A 21467-nucleotide genomic window follows, 5' to 3' on the forward strand; every position below is an offset into this window, starting at 1 on the left:
GCCGGTCTGGCCGAGGTTGAGCCGACAACACCTTGGTCGCCAGACCCAACTGACATCAACTTTCCGAGCACGTGCATCCGACTTTGCTCCAGGTAACAGAGGCTCTCAAGGAGCGTCACCGGGTGATGCGGCGTAAATCCGCGTCAGACACGGTGCCTGAGATCACACTGTGGACCTCACCCAGCTGACATCCAGTTATTTGGGGTCACCAGCACGAGCGCATGCGCGGAAAAGGCTGGTTTCGAGATCGTTCTCGTCGAACAGCGGATCGTCAAGACTGATGTAAACATCGCTCGTGGGGCACGGCACTTTCAGCGCCCCGTCCGGATGCTGCTCCGGCATCGGAATGGTCAGCACCAGACCGATGACCACCATCACGACCAAGCTCAGGCACAGTAGAAACTGTTGACCCTTCCCTCGGGCGTAATACCAGCGTGCGAAAGATTCCCCCCGTTTCCCCATGAAACAGACTGTAGAACTCACACGTCAGGTCTGTGAAGCGCCGCACCCGGGCCGCCGGCGTTCAGCCCACGGATACATGAACGCGGGATCCAGACGACACTGACGCCGAGCTGACAACAAGGCCGTGGCGTACAGAACCTGAACGTCGGAGGTGCCGTCCTCGCGTGGCCTGCCGTTGCGCAGTGATGCCATCGCGGCGAGTCAATTCACGTGTACTGATCAGATGTTGATCGAAACGAAAGCAGGTCAGGGACTTTCGTCCCTGACCTGCTTCTTCTCCGGTGGAGCTGCCGGGAATTGAACCCGGGTCCTACGGCATTCCCTCGAGGCTTCTCCGTGCGCAGTTCGCTACGTCTCTACTCGGATCTCCTGATCACGCGAACAAGTCAGGATGACGATCCCAGTCGCTGTTTGATGTCCCCATGGGTTCCGCGACCGAACCCGTGGGTGGGTCCCTCTAGATGACGCCAGGGTCCGGGTCGAGGGCTCTCCCGGTCTGACGGATTAGCTTCGCTTAGGCAGCGAGAGCGTAATCGCGCTGATTGGAATCGGCGCTTAATTGGTTACAACGACGCTTACGGTGGTCAGTTGTCTGCACCGGCACGCTTCCCTTGATTCGATGCGCGAAGTCGAAACCGTTCAGCCCCTCGCACACCCGCCGACCATCGGCGGAAGTTCCATACTACCGACCTCATCAACATTGGCCAGCCATTATTTAGTCCCCGCGCGAGCTGCTGCTGACGCGGACCTGCCGGTCGGCCCACTCCCGGCGCAACTCGTCCATCGGAACCGGCTTGCTAAACAGATGACCCTGGGCGAATCGGCACCCGGCCGCGTGAATGGTGTCGGCCTGCAGCCGTGTCTCGATGCCCTCGGCCACGACGTCGAGCCCCAGGTCGTCGCAGAGGCCTATGACGGAGCGGTACAGCGCCAGATCACGCTCAGGGCGCGAACCCACGGCGAGGCTTCGGTCCAGCTTCACGATGTCGACGGGCAACGCATGCAGATAGGTCAGCGAGTTATAGCCGGCTCCGAAGTCGTCGAGGGCGATCTTCACCCCCATGTCGTTGAACCGTTCGATCTGCGCCGCGGCATCGTCCAGGTCGACGATGGGGACGGTCTCGGTGATCTCCAGCACCAGACGGGCGGGGTCCATCTCGCAGTGCTCCAGGGTGCGCCGGACCCGCTCCTCGAAGTTGGGGTTCCCGAGCCGTGCCGCCCCGATGTTGACGTGAATGCTCGCATCGACGAGGCCGGCCTCCTCCACGTCGCGGCAGGCCATGTCGAGTACCAGGGCGTCCAGCATGGCACCGAGGCCGGCGGATTCGGCGACCGCGACGAACGTCTCGGGCGGGATGACGATGCCGTTCGGCGCCGTCCATCGCGCCAGCGCCTCCACGGCGACCAGCCGTTCGTCCGGCAGCCGCACCACCGGCTGGTAGACGAGCCGGAACCCGTTCGGGACCCCGCCCTCTGCCTCGCGCAGCGCGGCGGGGAACTCTGCACGCACCCCCGACGACGGCTGATAGACCACCGCGGTGTTCTTGCCGAGCCGCTTACCCGCGTACATCGAGATGTCCGCCTGGCGCAGCAGATCGTCGGAGGTTCGGGACTTGTCGTCGGCGCTGGAGCGAACCAGGCCCATGCTGGCACGCACGCGCACCGAGGATCCGTGCACCGGGAACGGGTCACGCAGGGCCACCCGTAGGCGGTCGGCGACCACCTCCGGAACCTCACCACCACCCTCGACGAGGATTGCGAACTCGTCGCCGCCGATGCGGGCCAGCGTGTCCCGTTCGGTGACGTGCCGCGTCAGCCGCTCACCCACCGCCCGCAGCAGCTCGTCGCCGGCAGCGTGGCCGAAGCGGTCGTTGACCTCCTTGAAATCGTCGAGATCGACGAAGATCAGGACGAACTCGCCCTCCTTCACGGCGGCGTCGAGGCGTTGGGCAAACAGCAGTCTGTTCGGCAGGCCGGTCAGCGAATCGTGGAGCACCTGGTGTGCCAGGCCCCGCTGGGCCTCGTACAGCCGCTGCGTCAACAGCCGCTGGGCACCGATAGCGACGATCTGGCGAGCCGCCACGAGGATCACCATCCCGAGCGTCGTCGCGACGACCACCGGCTCCAGCACCTTGCCGGCCAACACGTGGTAGGACAGCAGGATCGTGATGCCCAGGAACCCGGTGTAGGGCAGGATCAGCTGCGCCCAGTCCATCGGCCTCGAACGACGTTCAGTGCGCTGCACCGACGCCGCTCTCTCGCGCATCGCGAGCGCGATGAACACCGGGCCGAGGACGATCCCCGCGCCACCCCACACCACCTCCGCGGTGGACGCGCCGTGGGCTTCGAAGTAGGCGATCACCCGGTCCGACGAGACGATCACCACCACGCCGCACGCCAACTGCAGGTAGTTGGAGCGCACCAGGCTGTCGGCGGAGTACATCATGCCGACCACGGCCGCGATGACCACGACGACGAGCTCGAACACCGCGAAGGCGATCTCCATCGCCGGCAGGCCGGACCGGGGCCACGACGACGTGGAGTGCCCTCCGTAATGCCCGATGACCACCAGCAACGCGAAAGAGGCGGCGGCGACGCCACCGTCCAACATCGTCAGCAGCGCGGTGTGGCGCAGCGATCCGTCGGCGGGGACCGCCACCCCCCGGCCCTTGATCGCCAGCACCACCACCGCGCCGAGCGCGAGAAGAAGGAACAGCCAATAGGGCACCACCCACACCGCCGGCGGCAGATCGGGACCCAGCCACCACGCGATCTCGCCGACCAGCAGGCTCGCGACCGCACCGACGGCCAACAGCCGCCACAGCCGCTTGGTGCCCTGCATGTGCCGCGACACCACGAGTCCGTACCCGATGGCCACGGCGGCGGTGCACGTCTGCAGCACCGCATCGATCCGCAGCGAGGTCACGCCCCATGGGGCGAACGCGTTCAGCGCCACCAGCACGGTGATGGTGACGACCAGCGCTATGCGAATGCGGTAGCCGGAGACGTCCCCACCCCCTAACCGCTGCGCCGATGCCTGGCCGTCGGATGCCCCCTCGCGACTCTGCCTAACCCGCCGTGATCATCGCGACGGCAGCAAGCGCGAGCACCATGCCGACCGACTGCCAGCGTGTCACCTTTTCGCGCAGGACCGCAATCGCCAATACGACGGTTGCCGCAGGATAGAGCGCGACGAGCACACCGGCCAGGGACAGCAACGACGATTGCAGGGCCAGCAGCGTGGCGATATTGGCAACGGTGTCGAGCGCACCGGCGAGGAACGCGAGCCGCAGCGGAATGCCGCGTTCGAGGACCAGGTTCGCCGTCAGGAGCGCGGCGAGCAGCACGATCGCGGTCGACGCGAGCCGGCCGAAGACCAGCGGCCACAGGTTGGCCTCGGGAGGGACCTGGTCGAGAATCACGAAATTCATGCCGAACGCGACACCGGATCCGACCGTCAGCCAGGCGACCTTCTGGGTGAACCGGTGTGGGCTGCCGACGGAGTTGACCTGGCTCACCAGCACCACCGCGATCAGCGCCACCGCCGCGCCGAGACCGGCGAGCACCGTCGGCCGCTCCCCCAGCGTCAGACCGGCCAGCACCGGGATGCCCGCGACCAGGATCGCGGTCAGCGGGGACACCACCGAGATGGGGCCCGAGCCCAGGGCTGCGTAGAACCACCACACACCGAACGCCTGCGACACCCCGGCCAGCAGCCCCCACAGCAACGCGGGGGTGCTCAGCTCGCCACCGAACGGGAAGGCCACGACAGTGAGCAACACGAGCGCCACCGGGTAGGACACGATCACCACGCGCAGAGCAGCCACCCGACGCGACGCGATGCCGCCGACGAAGTCGCTGACGCCATAGCCCAGCGCGGCGACGAGGGCGCTGAGGATGCCGATCAGGTCATGCCCTTGACGCGGCGGCCCAGTTCGCGGGTGACCTCCCGCTGCGCGTCGCGGCGAGCCATGTCCTGGCGTTTGTCGTGCGCCTGCTTGCCCCGTGCCAGGGCCAGTTCCACCTTCACCTTGCCGCCGGTGAAATACAGCGACAGCGGGACGAGGGTGAGGTTGCCGTCTCGGATCTTGCCCACCAGGTTGTCGATCTCCCTGCGGTGCAGCAACAGTTTCCGGTTGCGCCGCGGCGCGTGGTTGGTCCAACTGCCGTGGTGATATTCGGGGATGTGGAGGTTACGCAGCCAGATCTCCCCGTCGTCGACGGTGGCGAACGCGTCGGCCAGCGACGCCGTGCCGTCGCGGAGACTCTTGACCTCGGTGCCCACCAGCGCGACCCCGGCCTCATAGGTTTCCAGGATCGAATAGTTGTGGCGCGCCTTGCGGTTCGACGCGACAACCTGGTTGTTGGTGTCCTTGGTGGACTTGGCCTTCTTGGACACCGCTACCGTCTCACGTACAGCCGCAGGGTGACGTAGGCGGTGACGCCGGACATCGCCAGACCCAGGAACAGCATCCAGGGTGCGCAGTAGAACAGGACGTCGGCATAGTCGACCTTCGCGATCAGGTTGGCTTGATAGAACTGGTCCAGCGCGTTCTCCAGGAACAACGCGCGCACCAGGATCAGGCCCCCGATCGCGAGCAGTACACCGATCAGCGCGGCGAGCATCGCCTCCACCAGGAACGGCAGCTGGGTGTACCAGCGGGTCGCGCCCACCAGCCTCATGATGCCGATCTCGGTGCGCCGCGTATAGGCCGCGACTTGGACCATGTTGGCGATCAACAACACCGCGCCGATCGCCTGCACGAGCGCGACGGCGAACGCGGCGTTGCTGATGCCGTCGAGGACGGCGAAGAGTCTGTCGATGAGGTCTTTCTGATTGAGCACGCTCTGCACACCGGGTTGCCCGACCATGGCCTCGTCGAACCCCTGATGCTGTTCGGGGTCGTTTAACTTGACGACGAACGAGGCCGGGAAGGCGTCCTTGCCTGCGACGTCCTTGTACTGCGGGAACTTGCGGATCGCGTCCTCGTAGGCCTCGTCCCGGTTCAAGAACCGCACCGACCGCACGTCGTCGCGGTTCTCGATCGTCTGGCGCAGCGCCTTGCACGGGTCGCCGTCGCAGGTCGGATCGTTGGCCGACACATCGGTGGTGAGGAAGACCTGGCTCTCGACGCGGTCGAGGTAGATGGCCCGGGACTGGTCGGCCAACCGGACCACCAGCAGGCCGCCGCCGAACAATCCGATCGAGATCGCGGTGGTCAGGATCATCGCGACCGTCATGGTCACGTTGCGGCGAAGCCCGGTGAGGACCTCGTTGATGAGAAAGCCGAAGCGCACTTAGCGGTCCATTCCGTAGACGCCGCGCTGTTCGTCGCGAATCAGCCGGCCGAGTTCGAGTTCGACGACACGTTGACGCATCGAGTCGACGATGTGGTGGTCGTGGGTGGCCATCACCACCGTCGTGCCCGTGCGGTTGATCCGCTCGAGCAGGTCCATGATGTCCTTGCTGGTATCGGGGTCGAGGTTGCCGGTGGGTTCGTCGGCCAGCAGCACCAACGGCCGGTTGACGAACGCCCGGGCGATCGCGACCCTCTGCTGCTCACCACCCGACAGCTCGGCCGGCAGCCGGTTCGCCTTGCCGGACAGGCCGACCATCTCCAGCACGTCGGGGACCACGCGGTTGATGGTGTCGGCGCGCTTGCCGATCACCTCGAGGGCGAACGCGACGTTCTCGAACACCGTCTTCTGCTGTAGCAGCCGGAAGTCCTGGAACACGCACCCGATCACCTGACGCAGCCCGGGGATGTGGCGGCCGGAGAGTTTGTTCACGTGGAACTTCGACACCCGGATGTCCCCCGAGGACGGATTCTCCTCGGCGAGGAGCAGACGCATGAACGTCGATTTGCCCGAACCCGACGGGCCGATGAGGAAGACGAACTCACCCTTGTCGATCTTGACCGACACGTTGTCGAGCGCGGGGCGGCCAGACGACTTGTACTGCTTGGACACGCGGTCGAGGGTGATCATCACGGCACGCCAGTGTAGCGGTGCCGCATGGCATCACCCCGGCACTAGGGGCGTGGCTGCGTCGTGCCGGGAACCGTCCCGGGTGGTGCGACGGTGGTGGGAGCCAGTGTCGGCGGCGCCTGCGTGAAGGTCTCGGGGCTCAGCGGCCCGGGTCCGTCGGGGTCGATGACGGTCGTCGTCGGACCGAACGGGATCCCCGGGACGATCGGGCTGGTGCTGGTCTCCGGCGGGGTGACGGTAGAGGACGGGACGGGTTCGGTCGTCGTCGTCGTCGTGGTCGTCGGGCGCCGCGTGGTGGTGGTGTACTCGGGCTCGCGGGTCTGGACGTTGGTCCGCGGCACCCAGGTGTAGTTCGGATCCGGGACGAATCCCGGCGGCACGACCTGCTGCGCCGGGTCGACGGCCGGCGCCGGCGGGGTGGGTTGGTAGTTCTGGTTCACCCAGAACAGAGCGATGAACGCGACGATCAGACCGGCCGTCGAGGCCCGCATCCGGCCGCCCAGGATGTAGTGCGGCCAGCCGCGCCCGTCCCCGTCCCGTTTGCGGATGAGCCTCATTTGTCCTGCTCCCGGGCGTCCTTGTCGGCATCCATGGTCGTGGCGGGGTGAGGGATCGCCGCCACCACGGGCGGCGCCATCTCCCCCGGCGCGACGATGCCCGCCACCCGCAGCGCCCGGATCACCAGCACGCGCATGCGGCGGCCCACCTCGAACTGCTTGCCGGGCAGGGTGCGCGCCACCATCCGCAGGTTCACGGTGTCGAGTTCGATGCTCTCCACACCCATGAGCTGAGGTGCGTCGAGTAGCAGGTCGTGCAGCTGCGGGTCGTCGATCGCCTTCTGCGCGACTTCGTGCAGGACGTCGTTGACCGCGTTCAGGTCGGCCGACGTGGGCACGGGGATGTCGATGACGGCCCTGGCCCAGTCCTTGGACAGGTTGACCGTCTTCATGATCTGGCCGTTGGGAATGGTCAGCATCTCGCCTTCGGAGGACCGCAGGCGCGTCACGCGCAGCGTCACGTCCTCGACGGTCCCCTCGGCCGGCTGCGCGAGCGCACCCACGTTCAGCGCGACAAGGTCACCGAAGCCGTACTGCTTCTCGGTGATGATGAAGAAGCCGGCCAGCAGGTCCTGCACCAGCCGTTGCGCGCCGAAGCCTAGCGCGGCGCCGATCACCGCTGCGGGCGCCACCAGCGACCCGATCGGGATCGCCAGGATGTCGGTGATCTGCACGGCCACCATCACGAACAGCAGGGCGACCGCCAGCCAGGAGATCACCGAGGCGACGGCCTGCCGGTGCTTGGCACTCTCCGAGCGCACCAGCTGGTCGCTCTCCTGGTACTCGGCATCGATGCGGCGGGTGACCCGCTGGGCGATCCAGTTGATGAACCGTGCCGCGAGCAGGCCGCCGATCAGCAGCAGCCCGATGCGGACGCCGCGGTCGAGAATCCAGACCCCGATGTCACCCCGCCAGAAGCCGTGCCAATGGGAGGCCAGATCGAACGCGAGAAGAGTGCTGTTCAAGGCTAGTCGTTGTCATCTTTCTGGTTGCGCCACCGAATGCCGGCTTCGAGGAAACCGTCGATGTCGCCATCCAGCACGGCGGCCGGGTTGCCGACTTCGAACTCGGTGCGGAGGTCTTTGACCATCTGATAGGGGTGCAGAACGTAGGAACGCATCTGATTACCCCACGAACTGCCGCCATCACCTTTGAGGGCGTCCATTTCTGCGCGTTCTTCCAATCGCTTGCGCTCCAACAGCTTTGCTTGCAGAACGCGCATCGCCGACACCTTGTTCTGCAGCTGCGACTTCTCGTTCTGGCAGGTCACGACGATGCCCGTGGGGATGTGGGTGAGCCGGACCGCCGAGTCGGTCGTGTTCACCGACTGCCCACCCGGGCCGCTGGAGCGGTAGACGTCGACGCGGACGTCACCCTCCGGGATGTCGATGTGGTCGGTGGTCTCCACCACCGGAAGCACCTCGACGTCGGCGAACGAGGTCTGGCGGCGGCTCTGGTTGTCGAACGGACTGATCCGGACCAGCCGGTGGGTGCCCTGTTCGACCGACAGGTTGCCGTACGCGTACGGGGCGTGCACGGCGAAGGTGGCGCTCTTGATGCCGGCCTCTTCGGCGTAGGACGTGTCGAAGACCTCGACGGGGTAGCCGTGCTGCTCGGCCCAGCGGATGTACATCCGCATCAACATCTCGGCCCAGTCGGCGGCGTCCACCCCGCCGGCGCCGGAACGGATGTTGACCAGTGCCTCGCGGGCGTCGTACTCCCCGGACAGAAGCGTGCGCACCTCCATCGCCTCGATGTCCTCGCGCAGCTTGGCCCGTTCGGCGTCCGCCTCGGCGAGCTCGTCGGCTCCGCCCTCTTCTGCGGCGAGCTCGTAGAGCACCGGCAGGTCGTCGAGGCGCCCGCGCAGCTCCTCGATGCGGCGCAGTTCCCCCTGCGCGTGCGACAGGTCGCTGGTGACCTTCTGCGCCCGTGCCTGGTCGTCCCACAGCTGCGGGTCGGAGGCATCCTTCTCCAGCTGGTCGATGCGGCCGCGGAGCCCGTCGACATCGATGACACGCTCCACCGTCGTCAGTGTCGTGTCGAGGGCGGCGATGTCGGATTGGCGGTCAGGATCCACGGGAAAACAGGTTACTCACTCCGCCGACGGTGCTGGCTGTCGCAGCCTGACGAGGCAATCCCCGACGCGTTTCGACTCGACCCCGCCGAATGACGTCCAGGTTGAGGCCGGCGTTCTAGAGTCGGTTCCGGAACCTCGTCCGGCCGCGTCGCGACAGCCCCTTGCGCGTGTCCGGGCAGCGACAGAAGGCGTTCATCCATGCCCCCTTTGCGGCCGTACTACGTGGCCATCGTCGGCTCTGGACCCTCCGGGTACTTCGCCGCCGCGTCCCTGCTGAAATTCGGCGAGGCCGACGAGAACCGCGACGTTCACGTCGACATGCTGGAGATGTTGCCCACGCCGTGGGGTCTGGTGCGCTCGGGAGTGGCGCCGGACCACCCGAAGATCAAATCGATCAGCGCCCAGTTCGACAAGATCTCCCAGGATCCGCGGTTCCGGTTCTTCGGCAACCTCGTCATCGGCGACCACGTGCATCCCGCCGAGCTGGCCGAGCGCTACGACGCCGTCATCTATGCAATCGGCGCCCAGTCCGACCGTGCGCTGGGCATCCCCGGTGAGGACCTGCCGGGCAGCGTCGCGGCGGTCGACTTCGTGGGGTGGTACAACGCCCACCCGCATTTCCAGGAGATGGCGCCTGACGTCTCGGGCGGACGGGCCGTGGTCGTCGGCAACGGCAACGTCGCGATCGATGTGGCCCGCATCCTGGTCAGTGACCCCGAAATCCTCGCCGAGACCGACATCGCCGACCACGCCCTGGAATCCCTGCACGCCCGTGGCGTCGAGGAGGTGCTCATCATCGGCAGGCGCGGCCCACTGCAGGCGCCGTTCACCACGCTCGAGCTCCGCGAGCTCGGGGACCTTGAAGCGCTCGGCGATGTGGACGTCGTCGTCGACCCGGCCGACGTCGCCGACATCACCGACGAGGAGCTCGACGCCGCCGGCAAGACGGTGCGCAACAACATCAAAGTGTTGCGCGGGTACGCCGAGACGACTCCGAAGGGCGCCAAGCGCCGGATCGTGTTCCGGTTCCGCACGTCTCCTATCGAGATCAAGGGCGAGTCGCGGGTGGAGTCGATCGTGCTCGGTCGCAACGAGTTGGTCAGCGGGGCCGACGGTCGGGTCACCGCCAAGGACACCGGCGAGCGCGAGGAGGTGCCGGCTCAGCTGGTGGTCCGCGCGGTCGGCTACCGCGGCATCCCGACGCCCGGCCTGCCCTTCGACGAACGCGCGGGCACCATCCCGCACGTCGACGGGAAAATCGCGGGCAGCCGCAACGAATACGTCGTCGGATGGATCAAGCGGGGCCCCACCGGCGTGATCGGCAGCAACAAGAAGGATTCCTCCGACACGGTCGACACCCTGCTCACCGACCTGAGTTCGGCCGAGGTCGCCGAATTCGACGACGGTCATCTCGACAACATCGAGCGATGGCTGCTGGAGCGTCAGCCGAAACTCGTCACCAACGAGCACTGGAAGCTCATCGACGAACACGAGCGGTCAGCGGGCACCGGCTCGGGCAGGCCACGGGTGAAGTTGACGAGTGTGGCGGAGCTGCTGCGCATCGGGCACGGCTGACGCACACCGTCGAACGTGGCCCGTGCGTGCCCGTCAGTTGTAGGGCGTCTCCGGCGCCGGCGGCATGGGCTGCGGGCGAGAGCCGAAACCCCACTTCTCCGGATTGCGCGGCGAGTACATGACCTCCATGAGCTGACCCATCGTCGGCCAGGCGTTCACGTCCACGGCCATGCGGGTGTAGACGGTGTACTCGTTGACGGTCGGCCCGTTGATGACCCCGATGATCGTCACGAACTGTTCGCCGGTCACCCCCTCCGGCCGCGGACTCACCCCGGTGATCAGCAGCGTGCCCGGCACCCAGTCGTTGCCGAAACCCTGTCTGCGACGCAGCAGTGGTCGAGCCAGAAGCACGAGCGCACCGACGAGCAGGAGGATCATCGCGAATTCGACCACACCGCCATGGTAGGACGGCACCTATGACGACCCTCGCCGACGATGTCACCCTGGCCCTGCAACTGGCCGACGAAGCAGACGCGCTCACGATGCGACGGTTCGGCGCGGTCGATCTGCGCGTCGAGACGAAGCCGGACCTGACGCCGGCCACCGACGCGGATCTGGATGCCGAGAAACTGCTGCGCACGCGTCTGGGCGAGGACCGGCCCGGCGATTCGGTGTTCGGCGAGGAGTTCGGTGGCACCAAGGAGTTCAGTGGCCGGCAGTGGGTGGTGGACCCGATCGACGGCACCAAGAACTTCGTGCGCGGCGTTCCCGTCTGGTCGACGCTGATCGCCCTGCTCGTCGACGGCGTCCCTGTGGTCGGCGTCGTCAGCGCACCGGCCCTGGGCCGACGGTGGTGGGCGGGCCAGGACCAGGGGGCGTTCACGTCCTTCGGCGGCGCCACCCGCGCGATCTCCGTGTCGGGGGTCGGCGAGGTGGAATCGGCGAGCCTGTCGTATTCAGACCTGACCACGGGCTGGGACGACCGGCGGTCCCGGTTCGGTCGGTTGCTGGACAGCGTGTGGCGGGTCCGCGCGTACGGCGACTTCTGGTCGTACTGCCTGGTGGCCGAGGGCGCTGTCGACATCGCCGTCGAACCGGAGGTCAAGGTGTGGGATCTCGCACCGCTGGACATCCTGGTCCGGGAGGCGGGCGGGCGGTTCACCGACCTGTCGAACCAGCCGGGTCCGCACGGCGGCAGCGCGCTGGCGACCAACGGGCTGCTGCACGACGCGGTCCTGAACGCGCTGGGCTGACGCGCCGCCGGGGGTTCGGTCGACTTTGCTGACGGGGCCGGGGACCCTGTCGTTGACACGTGTGAAGTGCATTACAGATCGGTCAAACTTACTCGGTAGTCAGATCGGTTACCTTACTCTGGAGTCAGTTGCGCATCAGCGCACCGTCCACGACCACGTGAGGGCAGCCGCCAATGACGAACACCCTTCCGTCCAAGCGGAACGACCGCGAGAGCGCCGTCGGCCTGCGCAAGCATCAGCGGACCGCGGTCGACATCGGAATCGCGCTGCTCACACCGTTTGTGGGGCAGGAATTCCTCGACCGGCACAACCTGCGCGACCCGTTCAACCGCGGGTTGAAGTACGGCGTCCAGCACGCCTTCGCCGCCGCGGGCGCCTCCACCCGCCAGTTCAAGCGCATCCAGGGTCTCGGGAAGTCCCCGACCCGGCTCAAGGCCAGCGGGGCCGACTTCTTCGACCTCACCCCCGACGACGACCAGAAGATGATCGTCCAGACCGTCGAGGAGTTCGCCGAGGAGATCCTGCGCCCGGCGGCGCACGACGCCGACGAGGCCGCGACCTACCCGCCGAACCTCATCGCCAAGGCCGCCGAACTCGGCATCACCGCGATCAACATCCCCGAAGACTTCGACGGCATCGCCGAGCACCGCAGCACCGTGACGAACGCCCTGGTCGCCGAGGCGCTGGCCTACGGGGACATGGGACTGGCCCTGCCGATCCTGGCTCCCGGTGGTGTGGCCTCGGCGTTGACGCATTGGGGCAGCGCCGACCAGCAGGCGACGTACCTCAACGAGTTCGCCGGGGAGAACGTGCCCCAGGCGTGCCTGGCCATCGCCGAACCCCATCCGCTGTTCGACCCGACGGCATTGAGGACGACGGCCGTGCGGACCCCCAGCGGCTACCGCCTGGACGGGGTGAAGTCACTGGTTCCGGCCGCCGCCGACGCGGAGCTGTTCATCATCGCCGCCCAACTCGACGGCAAGCCGGCACTGTTCCTCGTCGAGGCGTCGTCCCAGGGGCTGACCGTGACGGCGGACCCGAGCATGGGGATCCGTGCTGCCGCCCTCGGCCGTGTGGAGCTGGACAAGGTCACCGTGCCCGTCAGCGCCCGGCTGGGTGAAGACGGCGCGACCGCCGCCGACTACTCCGAGGCCATCGCGCTGTCGCGGTTGGGATGGGCGGCGCTGGCGGTCGGCACTTCGCATGCCGTCCTCGACTATGTCGTGCCGTACATCAAGGAGCGCACCGCCTTCGGTGAGCCGATCGCCCACCGGCAGTCGGTCGCGTTCATGACGGCGAACATCGCGATCGAGCTCGACGGCCTGCGTCTGATCACGTGGCGCGGTGCGGCGCGCGCCGAGCAGGGCCTGTCCTTCGCCCGGGAGGCCGCGCTGGCCAAGAAGCTCGGCACCGACAAGGGCATGCAGATCGGCCTCGACGGCGTACAGCTGCTCGGCGGTCACGGCTACACCAAGGAACACCCGGTCGAACGCTGGTACCGCGATCTGCGGGCAATCGGTGTCGCCGAGGGTGTCGTGGTGCTCTGAGAAGGCTTCCGGAAAGGGACTGAAAAACATGGCGATCAATCTGGAAATGCCGAAGAAGCTGCAGGCGGTCATCGACAAGGGCCATCAGGGCGCTGCGGAGATGCTGCGCCCGATCTCCCGCAAGTACGACCTCAAAGAGCATGCCTACCCGGTCGAATTGGACACGCTGGCAACGCTTTTCGAAGGAATCTCGGCAGCCAAGACGATTTCGTTCGCGGGCACCGACGCGTTCCGCTCCGGTGACGGACCGAAGGAGAACGTCAACGGCGCCAACATGTCCGCCCTGCTCAACGCGCTCGAGGTGAGCTGGGGTGACGTCGCGCTGCTGCTGTCGGTCCCCTACCAGGGGCTGGGCAACGCGGCGATCTCCGGCGTGGCCACCGAGGAACAGCTCGAGCGGCTCGGCAAGGTGTGGGCGGCGATGGCCATCACCGAACCCGACTTCGGTTCGGACTCCGCGGCCGTGTCCACGACTGCGACCCTCGACGGCGACGAGTACGTGATCAACGGCGAGAAGATCTATGTCACCGCCGGTTCGCGCGCCACCCACATCGTCGTGTGGGCGACGTTGGACAAGTCCAAGGGCCGCGCGGCGATCAAGTCGTTCATCGTGCCGCGCGAGCATCCCGGCGTGACCGTGGAGCGGCTGGAGAACAAGCTCGGCATCAAAGCCTCCGACACCGCCGCGATCCGGTTCGACAACGCGCGCATCCCGAAGGAGAACCTGCTCGGCAGCCCCGACATCAACGTCGAGAAGGGTTTCGCCGGGGTCATGGAGACCTTCGACAACACACGGCCGATCGTGGCGGCGATGGCCGTCGGGGTGGCACGCGCCGCGCTCGAAGAGCTGCGCAAGATCCTCACCGACGCCGGCATCGAGATCTCCTACGACAAGCCGGCCCACGCGCAGAGTGCGCCGGCGGCGGAGTTCCTGCGGATGGAGGCCGACTGGGAAGCCGGTTATCTCCTGACCGTGCGCTCGGCGTGGCAGGCCGACAACAGGATCCCGAACTCCAAGGAAGCGTCGATGGGTAAGGCGAAGGCCGCCCGGGTCGGCAGCGACATCACCCTCAAGGCCGTCGAGATGGCCGGGACGACGGGCTATTCGGAGCAGACCCTGCTGGAGAAGTGGGCCCGCGACTCGAAGATCCTCGACATCTTCGAAGGCACGCAGCAGATTCAGCAGCTGGTCGTCGCCCGAAGGCTGCTCGGGTTGTCCTCCGCCGAATTGAAGTAACCGGGGCGCACCGCTTGTTACGGTGCGCTCGTGGAGCATCGCATCACCTGCCCGCTCTGTGAGGCGATGTGCGGTCTGCGCGTCACCGTCGACGCGGGGACCGTCACGACCGTGCGGTCCAACCCCGACGACGTGTGGTCCCGGGGTCACCTGTGCCCCAAAGGCGCCTCGCTGCAGCACATCCACCACGACCCGGATCGTCTTCGTCTGCCGCTGGTGCGCAACCGTGCAGGCGAGCACGTGCAGGTGTCCTGGGACGACGCGTTCGCCGAGACCGAACGCGTGCTGCGGCCCGTCCTCGACCGGCACGGTGTCCGCGCGGTCTCGGTGTACATCGGAAATCCGGTGGCTCACAACCTCGGGCTCGAGACCTACGTCGGCGCGCTCGTCGGCATGGCCGCGGCAGCCGGAATGCCCGCCTATTACACACCGGGCACCGTCGACCAGTGGCCGCTGAACGTGGTGAGCGCGTTGCTGTTCGGCGGCATGTGGAACGCACCCATCCCGGACCTCGACCGCACCGACCACCTGATGATGCTGGGCGCGAACCCGTCCGCCTCGCAGGGGTCGATGCTGTCGGCGCCCGACATCATGGGGCGGCTGGCAGCCATCCGCGAGCGCGGTGGCACGGTGGTGGTCGTCGATCCGCGGCGCACGCAGACGGCCCGCCGCGCGTCGGAATGGATTCCGGTGCGCCCGGGCACCGACGCGTTGCTGCTCTTCGCCATCCTGCGAACCCTCGACGAAACCGGCGGGATCCGTCGCCCCGCCCACCTCGTGGGGATGCTGGACGGGCTCGACGACGTCCTCGCGCTGGCCGCCCCGTTCTCCCCCGAACGGGTGGCGCCCGCCACCGGAATCTCGGCCGACACCATCCGCAGGCTGGCCGCGGATCTCGCCGCGGCGCGACGGCCCGTGCTGTACAGCCGGATCGGCGCGTGCACACAGGAATTCGGCACCCTGGCGACATGGCTCGTCTTCGTCGTCAACGCCGCGCTGGGCAGCATCGACAGCCCGGGCGGGGCGCTGTTCCCGAAGGCGCCGGTGTGGTCACCGATGTTCATGAAGCCACCCGACCAGGACGGGCCGGGGTGGCGCTTCGGCAGGTTCCACAGTCGCGTACGCGGGGCCCCGGAGGTTCTGGGTCAGTTCCCGGTCAGCTGCCTGGCCGAGGAGATCGACACGCCGGGCGACGGTCAGATCCGCGGACTCATCACGGTCGCAGGCAATCCCGCGCTTTCGGCCCCCGGCGCCGGCCGCCTTGACACGGCACTGCACGGCCTGGACGCCATGATCTCGGTCGACAACTGGCTCAACGAGACGAGCCGGCATGCCGACGTCGTGCTGCCGGGGCTCTCGCCCCTGGAGCGTCCGCACTGCGACGACCTCTACTGGATGTATTCCATCGCCTCCTGCGTGAAGTGGTCCGATCCGGCTGTGCCGCCGCCCGGCGACCGTCCCGAGGAATGGCAGATCATGCTGCGTCTGGCCGGCGCGCTGCTCGGTACCCCGGTCCCCGACGTCGACATCGCGGCCATGGACGACCTGTACACCCAGGGCATCGTCTACACGGCCTGCCAGGCCGCCGACACTCCCCTGTTCGGCCGCGACCCTGCCGAGGTTTTCGCCGCTCTGAAAGGCGTTGGCCCGGAACGGATGATCGACCTGGGCATCCGGGTGGGTCCGTGGGGCGACGACCTGGGCCGCAGACCGGGCGGGCTCACCCTCGCCGAGGTGCGCGGACACCCCGACGGGCTGCGGCTCGGTGATCTGGAGGGCGGACGGTTGGCCGAGGTGCTCAGCACCCCGTCGGGCCGCATCGAGCTGATGCATCCGCTGTTCGCCGCCGACGTGCCGCGCCTGCTGGCCCGAGTGGACCGGCCGGACGACGGACTGGTCCTGACGAGCCGACGGCACCTGCGGTCCAACAACTCCTGGCTGCACAACGTCGCCGGCCTGATGCGCGGCAGGGACCGGTGCACGCTGTTGATCCATCCGGCGGATGCCGACCGCGAGGGCGTCGGAGACGGCGAGCAGGTCGACATCTCGACGAGCGAGGGGACGATCACGGTGGTGGCGGAGGTGACCGACGAGATGATGCCGGGCGTGGTGTCACTGCCCCACGGCTGGGGTCACGGAGCCGACGGCACCCGCATGGAGGTCGCCAACGCCCATCCCGGGGTCAATCTGAATCTGCTCAATCCGGCGGCGCTGGTGGATGTTCCGAGCAACACGCAGGTCGTCAACGGCGTGCCGTGCCGCATCAGAAGCCGTCGTGCACCGCTACCCGTGTCCGCCCGGTGACGCCGCCGCCGATGATCGTGCCCAGCACGTCGGCGACTTCCCGCACCGAGACGTCGCGGGTGACCCGCGACAGGTGCTTCGGCGCCAGATCCGATTCGATCTGCGCCCAGATGTCACGCCGCTTGTCGATCGGCAGCAGCACGGAGTCGATGCCGGCCAGCGTCACCCCCCGCAGGATGAACGGCATGACCGTGGCCGGAAGGTCGGGCGACCCGGCGAGACCCGAGATGGCCGCGACACCACCGTATTTCATGGTGCTGAGCGCATAGGCCAGCGTCGTACCGCCCACGCAGTCGACGACGGCGGCCCAATGGGCCTTGCCCAGCGCGCGCACTTTCTCGTCCGGCCCGGGGACCCGGTCGATGACCTCGGCGGCACCGAGATCTCTGAGCAGATCGTGCGCGTCGGCCTTGCCGGTCGACGCGACCACTTCATAGCCCAGCCCGGCCAGCAGGTCGACGCTGATGCTGCCGACACCCCCGGTGGCCCCGGTTACCAGGACGGGCCCGTCGGAGGGGCCGACCCCGTGCGCACGGACGGCGTTGACGCTCATCGCGGCGGTGAACCCCGCGGTGCCGATCGCGGCGGCGTCAGCGGTGGCGAGGGTGTTCAGCTTGAAGAGGTAGTCGGCGGGATAGCGCGCCGTCTGCGCGTAGCCGCCGTGGCGTCCGGTGCCGATGTCCTGCCCGTGCGCGATGACGCGGTCGCCTTCGGCGAAGTCCGGCGACGAGCTCGATGTCACCGTGCCCGCGACGTCGATCCCCGGAATCAGCGGGTATGAGCGCGCGACGCCGCCTTTGGGGGTCACCGCCAGGGCGTCCTTGTAGTTGACGCTGGAGTACTCGACGTGGATCTCCACGTCGCCCTCGGGCAGGAATGACTCGTCGACCACCTCGTGGCGCAGCACGATCCCGCCCTCGGCGTCTTCGTGGGCCACCATCGCGTTGATTTCCGTCATGGTTGCCACAGTAGCCACGGGGCCTGCACGAAAAGACTGCGGCGGGTAGACGGCCCGGTGCAAGCAGGAGGGCGAAACGGACGAAGCCCCCGGCCGATGTGGCCGGGGGCTTCGTCACTCAGTACTGCGTCAGAGGAGATGTGCCTGCAGGTCGGGCTTCATGGCCTGCAGCTCGCGACCCCAGTACGCCCAGTTGTGCGTGCCGTTGTTCGGGAAGTTGAACACACCGTTGCTGCCACCGGCAGCGATGTAGTTGTCCTGGAACGTCCGGTTGGTCTTGATGGTCAGCCCCTCGAGGAACGTCGCGGGCAGATCGCCGCCGCCGAGCTCGTTGGGTGTGCCGTTGCCGCAATAGACCCAGATGCGGCTGTTGTTGGCGACCAGATTCGGGATCTGGACCATCGGGTCGTTGTACTTCCAGGCCGGATCGGTCTCGGCCGGGCCCCACATGTCGTTGGCCTTGTAGCCGCCGGCGTCACCCATGGAGATGTTGATCAGGCCGGGCCACCAGCCTTCAGACGGGTTCAGGAAGCCCGACATCGAGCCGGCGTAGGTGAACTGGCCGGGGTGGTGCGCCGCGAGCACGAGCGACGAGCCGCCCGCCATCGACAGACCGACGGCCGCGTTACCGGTGGGCTTCACCTGGCGGTTGGCCTGCAGCCACGCGGGCAGCTCCTGGGTCAGGAAGGTCTCCCAGTTGTAGGTCAGGCAGCCGCTCTTACCGCAGGCGGGCTTGTACCAGTTGGAGTAGAAGCTCGACTGGCCACCGACCGGCATCACGACAGAGATGCCCGAGTCGAGGTACCACTCGAAGGCCTGGGTGTTGATGTCCCAGCCGTTGAAGTCGTCCTGCGCGCGGAGTCCGTCGAGCAGGTACAGGGCGGGCGAGTCGGGCCCGGCGCCCTGGAACTGAATCTTGATGTCGCGCCCCATCGACGGGGACGGCACCATCAGGTACTCGACCGGCAGCCCCGGCCGCGAGAAGGCTCCGGCAGTCGCCGACCCTCCGGTCAGGCCGATCACGCCCGGCAGCAGCAGCGCGGCGAGCGCGGCAATGCCGAAACGGCGAGCCCAGGGCCCGAGAATCCTGTCAATCAGTGTCATACCGTCAATCCATCCATCTTCCGGTACCGCCTGGTACGGCTTGTCCTGCGTTCCCTCAGGCGGACATCGCCACAGACCTCACAGCAATGTCTTCACCGCGCTGTCTCACCGCTCCGAATTGCATTTCTGCATCGGAGGGCCCGAGAAAACTTCAGTTGTAGCGGTTGCAGTAAAGCATGTGGGCACGCTGTGAGAAAGCCCGGCCATATCAGACGGCGCGCCTTTATGCGCGCAGGCGAATTTGACGACCCCGACGAAACGTCCCTCAAGTGCGCAGAAGCGCTGACGCCGGCGGGTTGTCGGCTTCGCGAAATGAACAGGTCGACGCCGAATGTTGACGGTGTGGTGACGCCCGTGGATGTTGACCGATTTTCGCAGGCACCGCGGAGGCCAAAAGGGTCGGCGGGGCGCAGCAGTTGTCCGTCGACGACTGAATGCCACCGGAAACGCCCCGTGCTGCGAAGACGGCGCCAACGTGCGCGCTAGCGCCCCCGGGCGGCGCTCCCCCGGTGCCGTCCCGCGGCGCCCTTTCCATACAAAAAGGTATGGTAATTTCCGGCCATGCCTGCAGCGCTCCCGGAGCCTTCGCCCGTTTCCGCCGAGTTCGTGGCGAGGTTGGCCGAGCGCGCGGCCGACGCCGAACACGCACGGCGGCTGCCCGCGGCCACCGTGGCGGAGGCCGGGTCGGCGGGCCTGTTCGACCTGCTGGTCCCCGCCCGGTACGGCGGAAGACAGGCGCCGTTCGCGGCGATCCTCGACCCCGTCCGCCGCATGGCGCACGGGTGCGCCTCGAGTGCGTGGACGCTGGGCTTCTACACGTTGCACAACTGGATGCTGGCGCTGTTCGACGAGCAGGCACAGGAAGAGGCCTTCGCGACCCGTCCGTTTCTCGCGCCGGCCCCGCTGGCGCCCACGGGGCGCGGCGTCGCGTGCGACGGCGGCATCCGGTTGACGGGGCGGTGGTCGTGGGCCACCGGCGTCATGGACGGCAACTGGATCATGGTCGGCGCCCTGTGCGAGCGCACCGCAGGCGATCCGTCGTCGCTGCATCCGGTGCTGGCCCTACTGCCGATCAGCGAGGCACGCATCGAGGACGTCTGGCACACCGACGGCATGCGGGCCACGGGCTCCAACGACGTGGTGATCGACGACGCCTTCGTCCCGCAGCACCGGATGGTCGCCGTCGCCGACATCTATACGGGCAGGGCGCCCGGCGCCGCGCTGCACGCATCCGACACCTACCGGTGGCCGATGGTGCCCGCGCTGGCCCTGCTGGCGGCGATGCCGGCGCTGGGGAGCGCGGAGCGTGCGGTGCAGATCTACACCGACAGGCTCTCGCAGAGATTTCTGGCCTATGAGGGCGTGATGCAGAAGGACAAGCCCGTTGCCGCGGTCCGGCTCGGCGATGCGCAGGTGCGGCTGCGTGCGCTGACGAGCCTGCTCGACGACACCGTCGGCGAGATCGAAGCGATCGTCGCGGCCGGCGACGAGGTGGATCGTCCCGTTCGCAGCCGGGCACGGCTGGCCGCAGCCCACATCGTGCACGAGTCACGCGCGGTGATCGGAGATCTTCTCGGCGCATCCGGCGCCGGCGCCCACTTCCTGGAGAACCCCCTGCAGCGGGTCAAGCGCGACGTCGACGTCATCGTCGGCCACGTCATCTTCGACTACGACACCAGCCGGGAGCTTGCCGGAGCGCTGACAATAGGTGCCGAGATCCCGCGCACCGCGATGGTGTGAGGACCTGACGGAGGGGCCGCCGATGCCGGACACCAGACGTGACCGCGCCACCAAGTTCTTCCAGAAGAACATCGCCAACCGGGTCATGCGGCACATGCCCTTCCAGACGCTGCTGGAGACCACAGGACGTCAGAGCGGTAAGCCCCGCCGGACACCGATCGGCGGGCGCCGGTTCGGACAGGCGTTCTGGTTCGTCTCCGAGTTCGGCGACAGATCTCAGTACGTGCGGAACATCATGGCCGACCCCACAGTCCGGCTGCGGCTCAACGGGCGTTGGCACCGCGGCACGGCCCACCTGCTGCCCGACGACGACGCCCGCGCGCGGATGCGCTCACTGCCGCAGTTCAACAATCTCGGTGTGCGCACCTTCGGGACGAACCTGCTGTCGGTGCGCATCGATCTGACCGACTGAGCGGCAACAACTCTCACGGGTCATCCTTGTCTTCTGAGGAGTCGTCCTCTGCCGAAACGCCGTCTTCCCAAACGTCGTCCGCGAGGAGGTATCTCTCGGGGTGGTGGTAGCTGTTGGTGCGGCGTTGGCCGTCCCCCGCAAGCGGGCGGTACCCCCAGTCGAGGTCGGGCGGGGGGATCCATTCGGTCTGATTCGAGCGGTTCTTGGCGGTGGTCCAACCGGTGGTGTCGAGGAGGCGGTGATCGGCCGGGCAGGCGAAGGCGAGGTCGTCGATGTTGGTTTCCCCGCCGGCGGTCCAGTCGGTGACGGCGTG

General features: G+C 67.4%; 19 protein-coding genes, 1 other RNA gene and 1 pseudogene. 7 read left to right on the forward strand and 14 right to left on the reverse strand.

Annotation, left to right across the window (positions count from 1 at the left end; translation table 11 throughout):
- Positions 1-195: 195 nt before the first annotated feature.
- The 10 genes from FHR72_RS15745 to prfB all read right to left on the reverse strand — a co-directional run bounded on the left by FHR72_RS15745 (position 196) and on the right by prfB (position 9084).
- Positions 196-384: a hypothetical protein gene (locus FHR72_RS15745; protein WP_183469624.1), complete on the reverse strand. Its 189-nt coding sequence runs from the start codon at positions 382-384 to the stop codon at positions 196-198.
- A gap of 357 nt (positions 385-741) precedes the next feature.
- Positions 742-1109, reverse strand: a transfer-messenger RNA (tmRNA) gene (gene ssrA, locus FHR72_RS15750).
- Between the two features lie 68 nt (positions 1110-1177).
- Positions 1178-3418, reverse strand: a complete 2241-nt coding sequence (locus tag FHR72_RS15755; RefSeq protein ID WP_311736155.1) for a putative bifunctional diguanylate cyclase/phosphodiesterase — start codon at positions 3416-3418, stop codon at positions 1178-1180.
- A gap of 112 nt (positions 3419-3530) precedes the next feature.
- Positions 3531-4370 carry a DMT family transporter gene (locus FHR72_RS15760; RefSeq protein ID WP_183469692.1) on the reverse strand — a complete coding sequence of 280 codons (840 nt, stop codon included), beginning with the start codon at positions 4368-4370 and terminating at the stop codon, positions 3531-3533.
- A complete protein-coding gene (gene smpB / locus FHR72_RS15765) occupies positions 4367-4861 on the reverse strand; it encodes an SsrA-binding protein SmpB (RefSeq protein ID WP_183469625.1) in 495 nt (164 codons plus the stop codon). The genes FHR72_RS15760 and smpB overlap by 4 nt, the downstream gene beginning before the upstream one ends.
- 2 nt (positions 4862-4863) lie before the next feature.
- Entirely contained in the window at positions 4864-5760 is an 897-nt protein-coding gene (ftsX, locus tag FHR72_RS15770; RefSeq protein WP_183469627.1) for a permease-like cell division protein FtsX, read from the reverse strand.
- Positions 5761-6450, reverse strand: coding sequence for a cell division ATP-binding protein FtsE (ftsE, locus tag FHR72_RS15775; RefSeq protein ID WP_183469695.1), 690 nt, complete (start codon positions 6448-6450; stop codon positions 5761-5763).
- 44 nt (positions 6451-6494) lie between these two features.
- Entirely contained in the window at positions 6495-7007 is a 513-nt protein-coding gene (locus FHR72_RS15780) for an Rv3103c family proline-rich protein (protein ID WP_183469629.1), read from the reverse strand.
- Complete coding sequence (locus FHR72_RS15785; RefSeq protein ID WP_183469631.1) at positions 7004-7972, reverse strand: mechanosensitive ion channel family protein; 969 nt, start codon at positions 7970-7972, stop codon at positions 7004-7006. The genes FHR72_RS15780 and FHR72_RS15785 overlap by 4 nt, the downstream gene beginning before the upstream one ends.
- Before the next feature lie 2 nt (positions 7973-7974).
- Positions 7975-9084 carry a peptide chain release factor 2 gene (prfB, locus tag FHR72_RS15790; RefSeq protein WP_183469633.1) on the reverse strand — a complete coding sequence of 370 codons (1110 nt, stop codon included), beginning with the start codon at positions 9082-9084 and terminating at the stop codon, positions 7975-7977.
- Positions 9085-9282: 198 nt separating this feature from the next.
- Between prfB and FHR72_RS15795 the strand changes: the two genes are divergently transcribed.
- On the forward strand, positions 9283-10659 hold the full coding sequence (locus tag FHR72_RS15795) for an FAD-dependent oxidoreductase (protein WP_311736156.1): 1377 nt from the start codon (positions 9283-9285) through the stop codon (positions 10657-10659).
- Positions 10660-10692: 33 nt separating this feature from the next.
- Here the strand turns inward: FHR72_RS15795 and FHR72_RS15800 are convergent, their stop codons facing one another.
- Positions 10693-11052 carry a hypothetical protein gene (locus FHR72_RS15800; RefSeq protein WP_183469699.1) on the reverse strand — a complete coding sequence of 120 codons (360 nt, stop codon included), beginning with the start codon at positions 11050-11052 and terminating at the stop codon, positions 10693-10695.
- A gap of 23 nt (positions 11053-11075) precedes the next feature.
- Here FHR72_RS15800 and FHR72_RS15805 point away from each other — a divergent pair, with 23 nt between their 5' ends.
- From FHR72_RS15805 to FHR72_RS15820, 4 genes are all read left to right on the forward strand, one after another.
- On the forward strand, positions 11076-11852 hold the full coding sequence (locus FHR72_RS15805; RefSeq protein ID WP_183469635.1) for an inositol monophosphatase family protein: 777 nt from the start codon (positions 11076-11078) through the stop codon (positions 11850-11852).
- 173 nt (positions 11853-12025) lie between these two features.
- Positions 12026-13399: an acyl-CoA dehydrogenase family protein gene (locus tag FHR72_RS15810; RefSeq protein ID WP_183469637.1), complete on the forward strand. Its 1374-nt coding sequence runs from the start codon at positions 12026-12028 to the stop codon at positions 13397-13399.
- A gap of 28 nt (positions 13400-13427) precedes the next feature.
- Entirely contained in the window at positions 13428-14636 is a 1209-nt protein-coding gene (locus FHR72_RS15815; protein WP_183469639.1) for an acyl-CoA dehydrogenase family protein, read from the forward strand.
- A 30-nt stretch (positions 14637-14666) separates the two neighbouring features.
- Positions 14667-16940: a molybdopterin-dependent oxidoreductase gene (locus FHR72_RS15820; protein WP_183469641.1), complete on the forward strand. Its 2274-nt coding sequence runs from the start codon at positions 14667-14669 to the stop codon at positions 16938-16940.
- Here the strand turns inward: FHR72_RS15820 and FHR72_RS15825 are convergent.
- Together FHR72_RS15825 and FHR72_RS15830 are read right to left on the reverse strand one after the other, a co-directional pair.
- Entirely contained in the window at positions 16900-17898 is a 999-nt protein-coding gene (locus FHR72_RS15825; RefSeq protein WP_183469643.1) for an MDR family oxidoreductase, read from the reverse strand. The genes FHR72_RS15820 and FHR72_RS15825 overlap by 41 nt on opposite strands.
- A gap of 129 nt (positions 17899-18027) precedes the next feature.
- Positions 18028-19002, reverse strand: coding sequence for an esterase family protein (locus tag FHR72_RS15830; RefSeq protein WP_183469645.1), 975 nt, complete (start codon positions 19000-19002; stop codon positions 18028-18030).
- A 561-nt stretch (positions 19003-19563) separates the two neighbouring features.
- Between FHR72_RS15830 and FHR72_RS15835 the strand changes: the two genes are divergently transcribed.
- Both FHR72_RS15835 and FHR72_RS15840 read left to right on the forward strand, forming a co-directional pair.
- Positions 19564-20742, forward strand: a complete 1179-nt coding sequence (locus FHR72_RS15835; RefSeq protein ID WP_183469647.1) for an acyl-CoA dehydrogenase family protein — start codon at positions 19564-19566, stop codon at positions 20740-20742.
- 22 nt (positions 20743-20764) lie between these two features.
- Entirely contained in the window at positions 20765-21154 is a 390-nt protein-coding gene (locus FHR72_RS15840) for a nitroreductase/quinone reductase family protein (protein ID WP_183469649.1), read from the forward strand.
- 13 nt (positions 21155-21167) lie between these two features.
- Here the strand turns inward: FHR72_RS15840 and FHR72_RS15845 are convergent.
- Positions 21168-21467: pseudogene (locus FHR72_RS15845) on the reverse strand (HNH endonuclease signature motif containing protein); the annotation flags it as partial.

The sequence above is a fragment of the Mycolicibacterium iranicum genome, from assembly GCF_014190915.1.
GTDB classification, from domain to species: Bacteria; Actinomycetota; Actinomycetes; order Mycobacteriales; family Mycobacteriaceae; genus Mycobacterium; species Mycobacterium iranicum_B.

What these genes read in the sequence shown, in the direction of transcription:
- FHR72_RS15830 (WP_183469645.1), bottom strand. Translation starts at nt 19,002, where the DNA reads ATGACACTGATTGACAGGATTCTCGGGCCCTGGGCTCGCCGTTTCGGC.
- FHR72_RS15780 (WP_183469629.1), bottom strand. Translation starts at nt 7,007, where the DNA reads ATGAGGCTCATCCGCAAACGGGACGGGGACGGGCGCGGCTGGCCGCAC.
- FHR72_RS15815 (WP_183469639.1), top strand. Translation starts at nt 13,428, where the DNA reads ATGGCGATCAATCTGGAAATGCCGAAGAAGCTGCAGGCGGTCATCGAC.
- FHR72_RS15840 (WP_183469649.1), top strand. Translation starts at nt 20,765, where the DNA reads ATGCCGGACACCAGACGTGACCGCGCCACCAAGTTCTTCCAGAAGAAC.
- FHR72_RS15810 (WP_183469637.1), top strand. Translation starts at nt 12,026, where the DNA reads ATGACGAACACCCTTCCGTCCAAGCGGAACGACCGCGAGAGCGCCGTC.
- FHR72_RS15835 (WP_183469647.1), top strand. Translation starts at nt 19,564, where the DNA reads ATGCCTGCAGCGCTCCCGGAGCCTTCGCCCGTTTCCGCCGAGTTCGTG.
- ftsE (WP_183469695.1), bottom strand. Translation starts at nt 6,450, where the DNA reads ATGATCACCCTCGACCGCGTGTCCAAGCAGTACAAGTCGTCTGGCCGC.
- FHR72_RS15805 (WP_183469635.1), top strand. Translation starts at nt 11,076, where the DNA reads ATGACGACCCTCGCCGACGATGTCACCCTGGCCCTGCAACTGGCCGAC.
- FHR72_RS15825 (WP_183469643.1), bottom strand. Translation starts at nt 17,898, where the DNA reads ATGACGGAAATCAACGCGATGGTGGCCCACGAAGACGCCGAGGGCGGG.
- FHR72_RS15795 (WP_311736156.1), top strand. Translation starts at nt 9,283, where the DNA reads ATGCCCCCTTTGCGGCCGTACTACGTGGCCATCGTCGGCTCTGGACCC.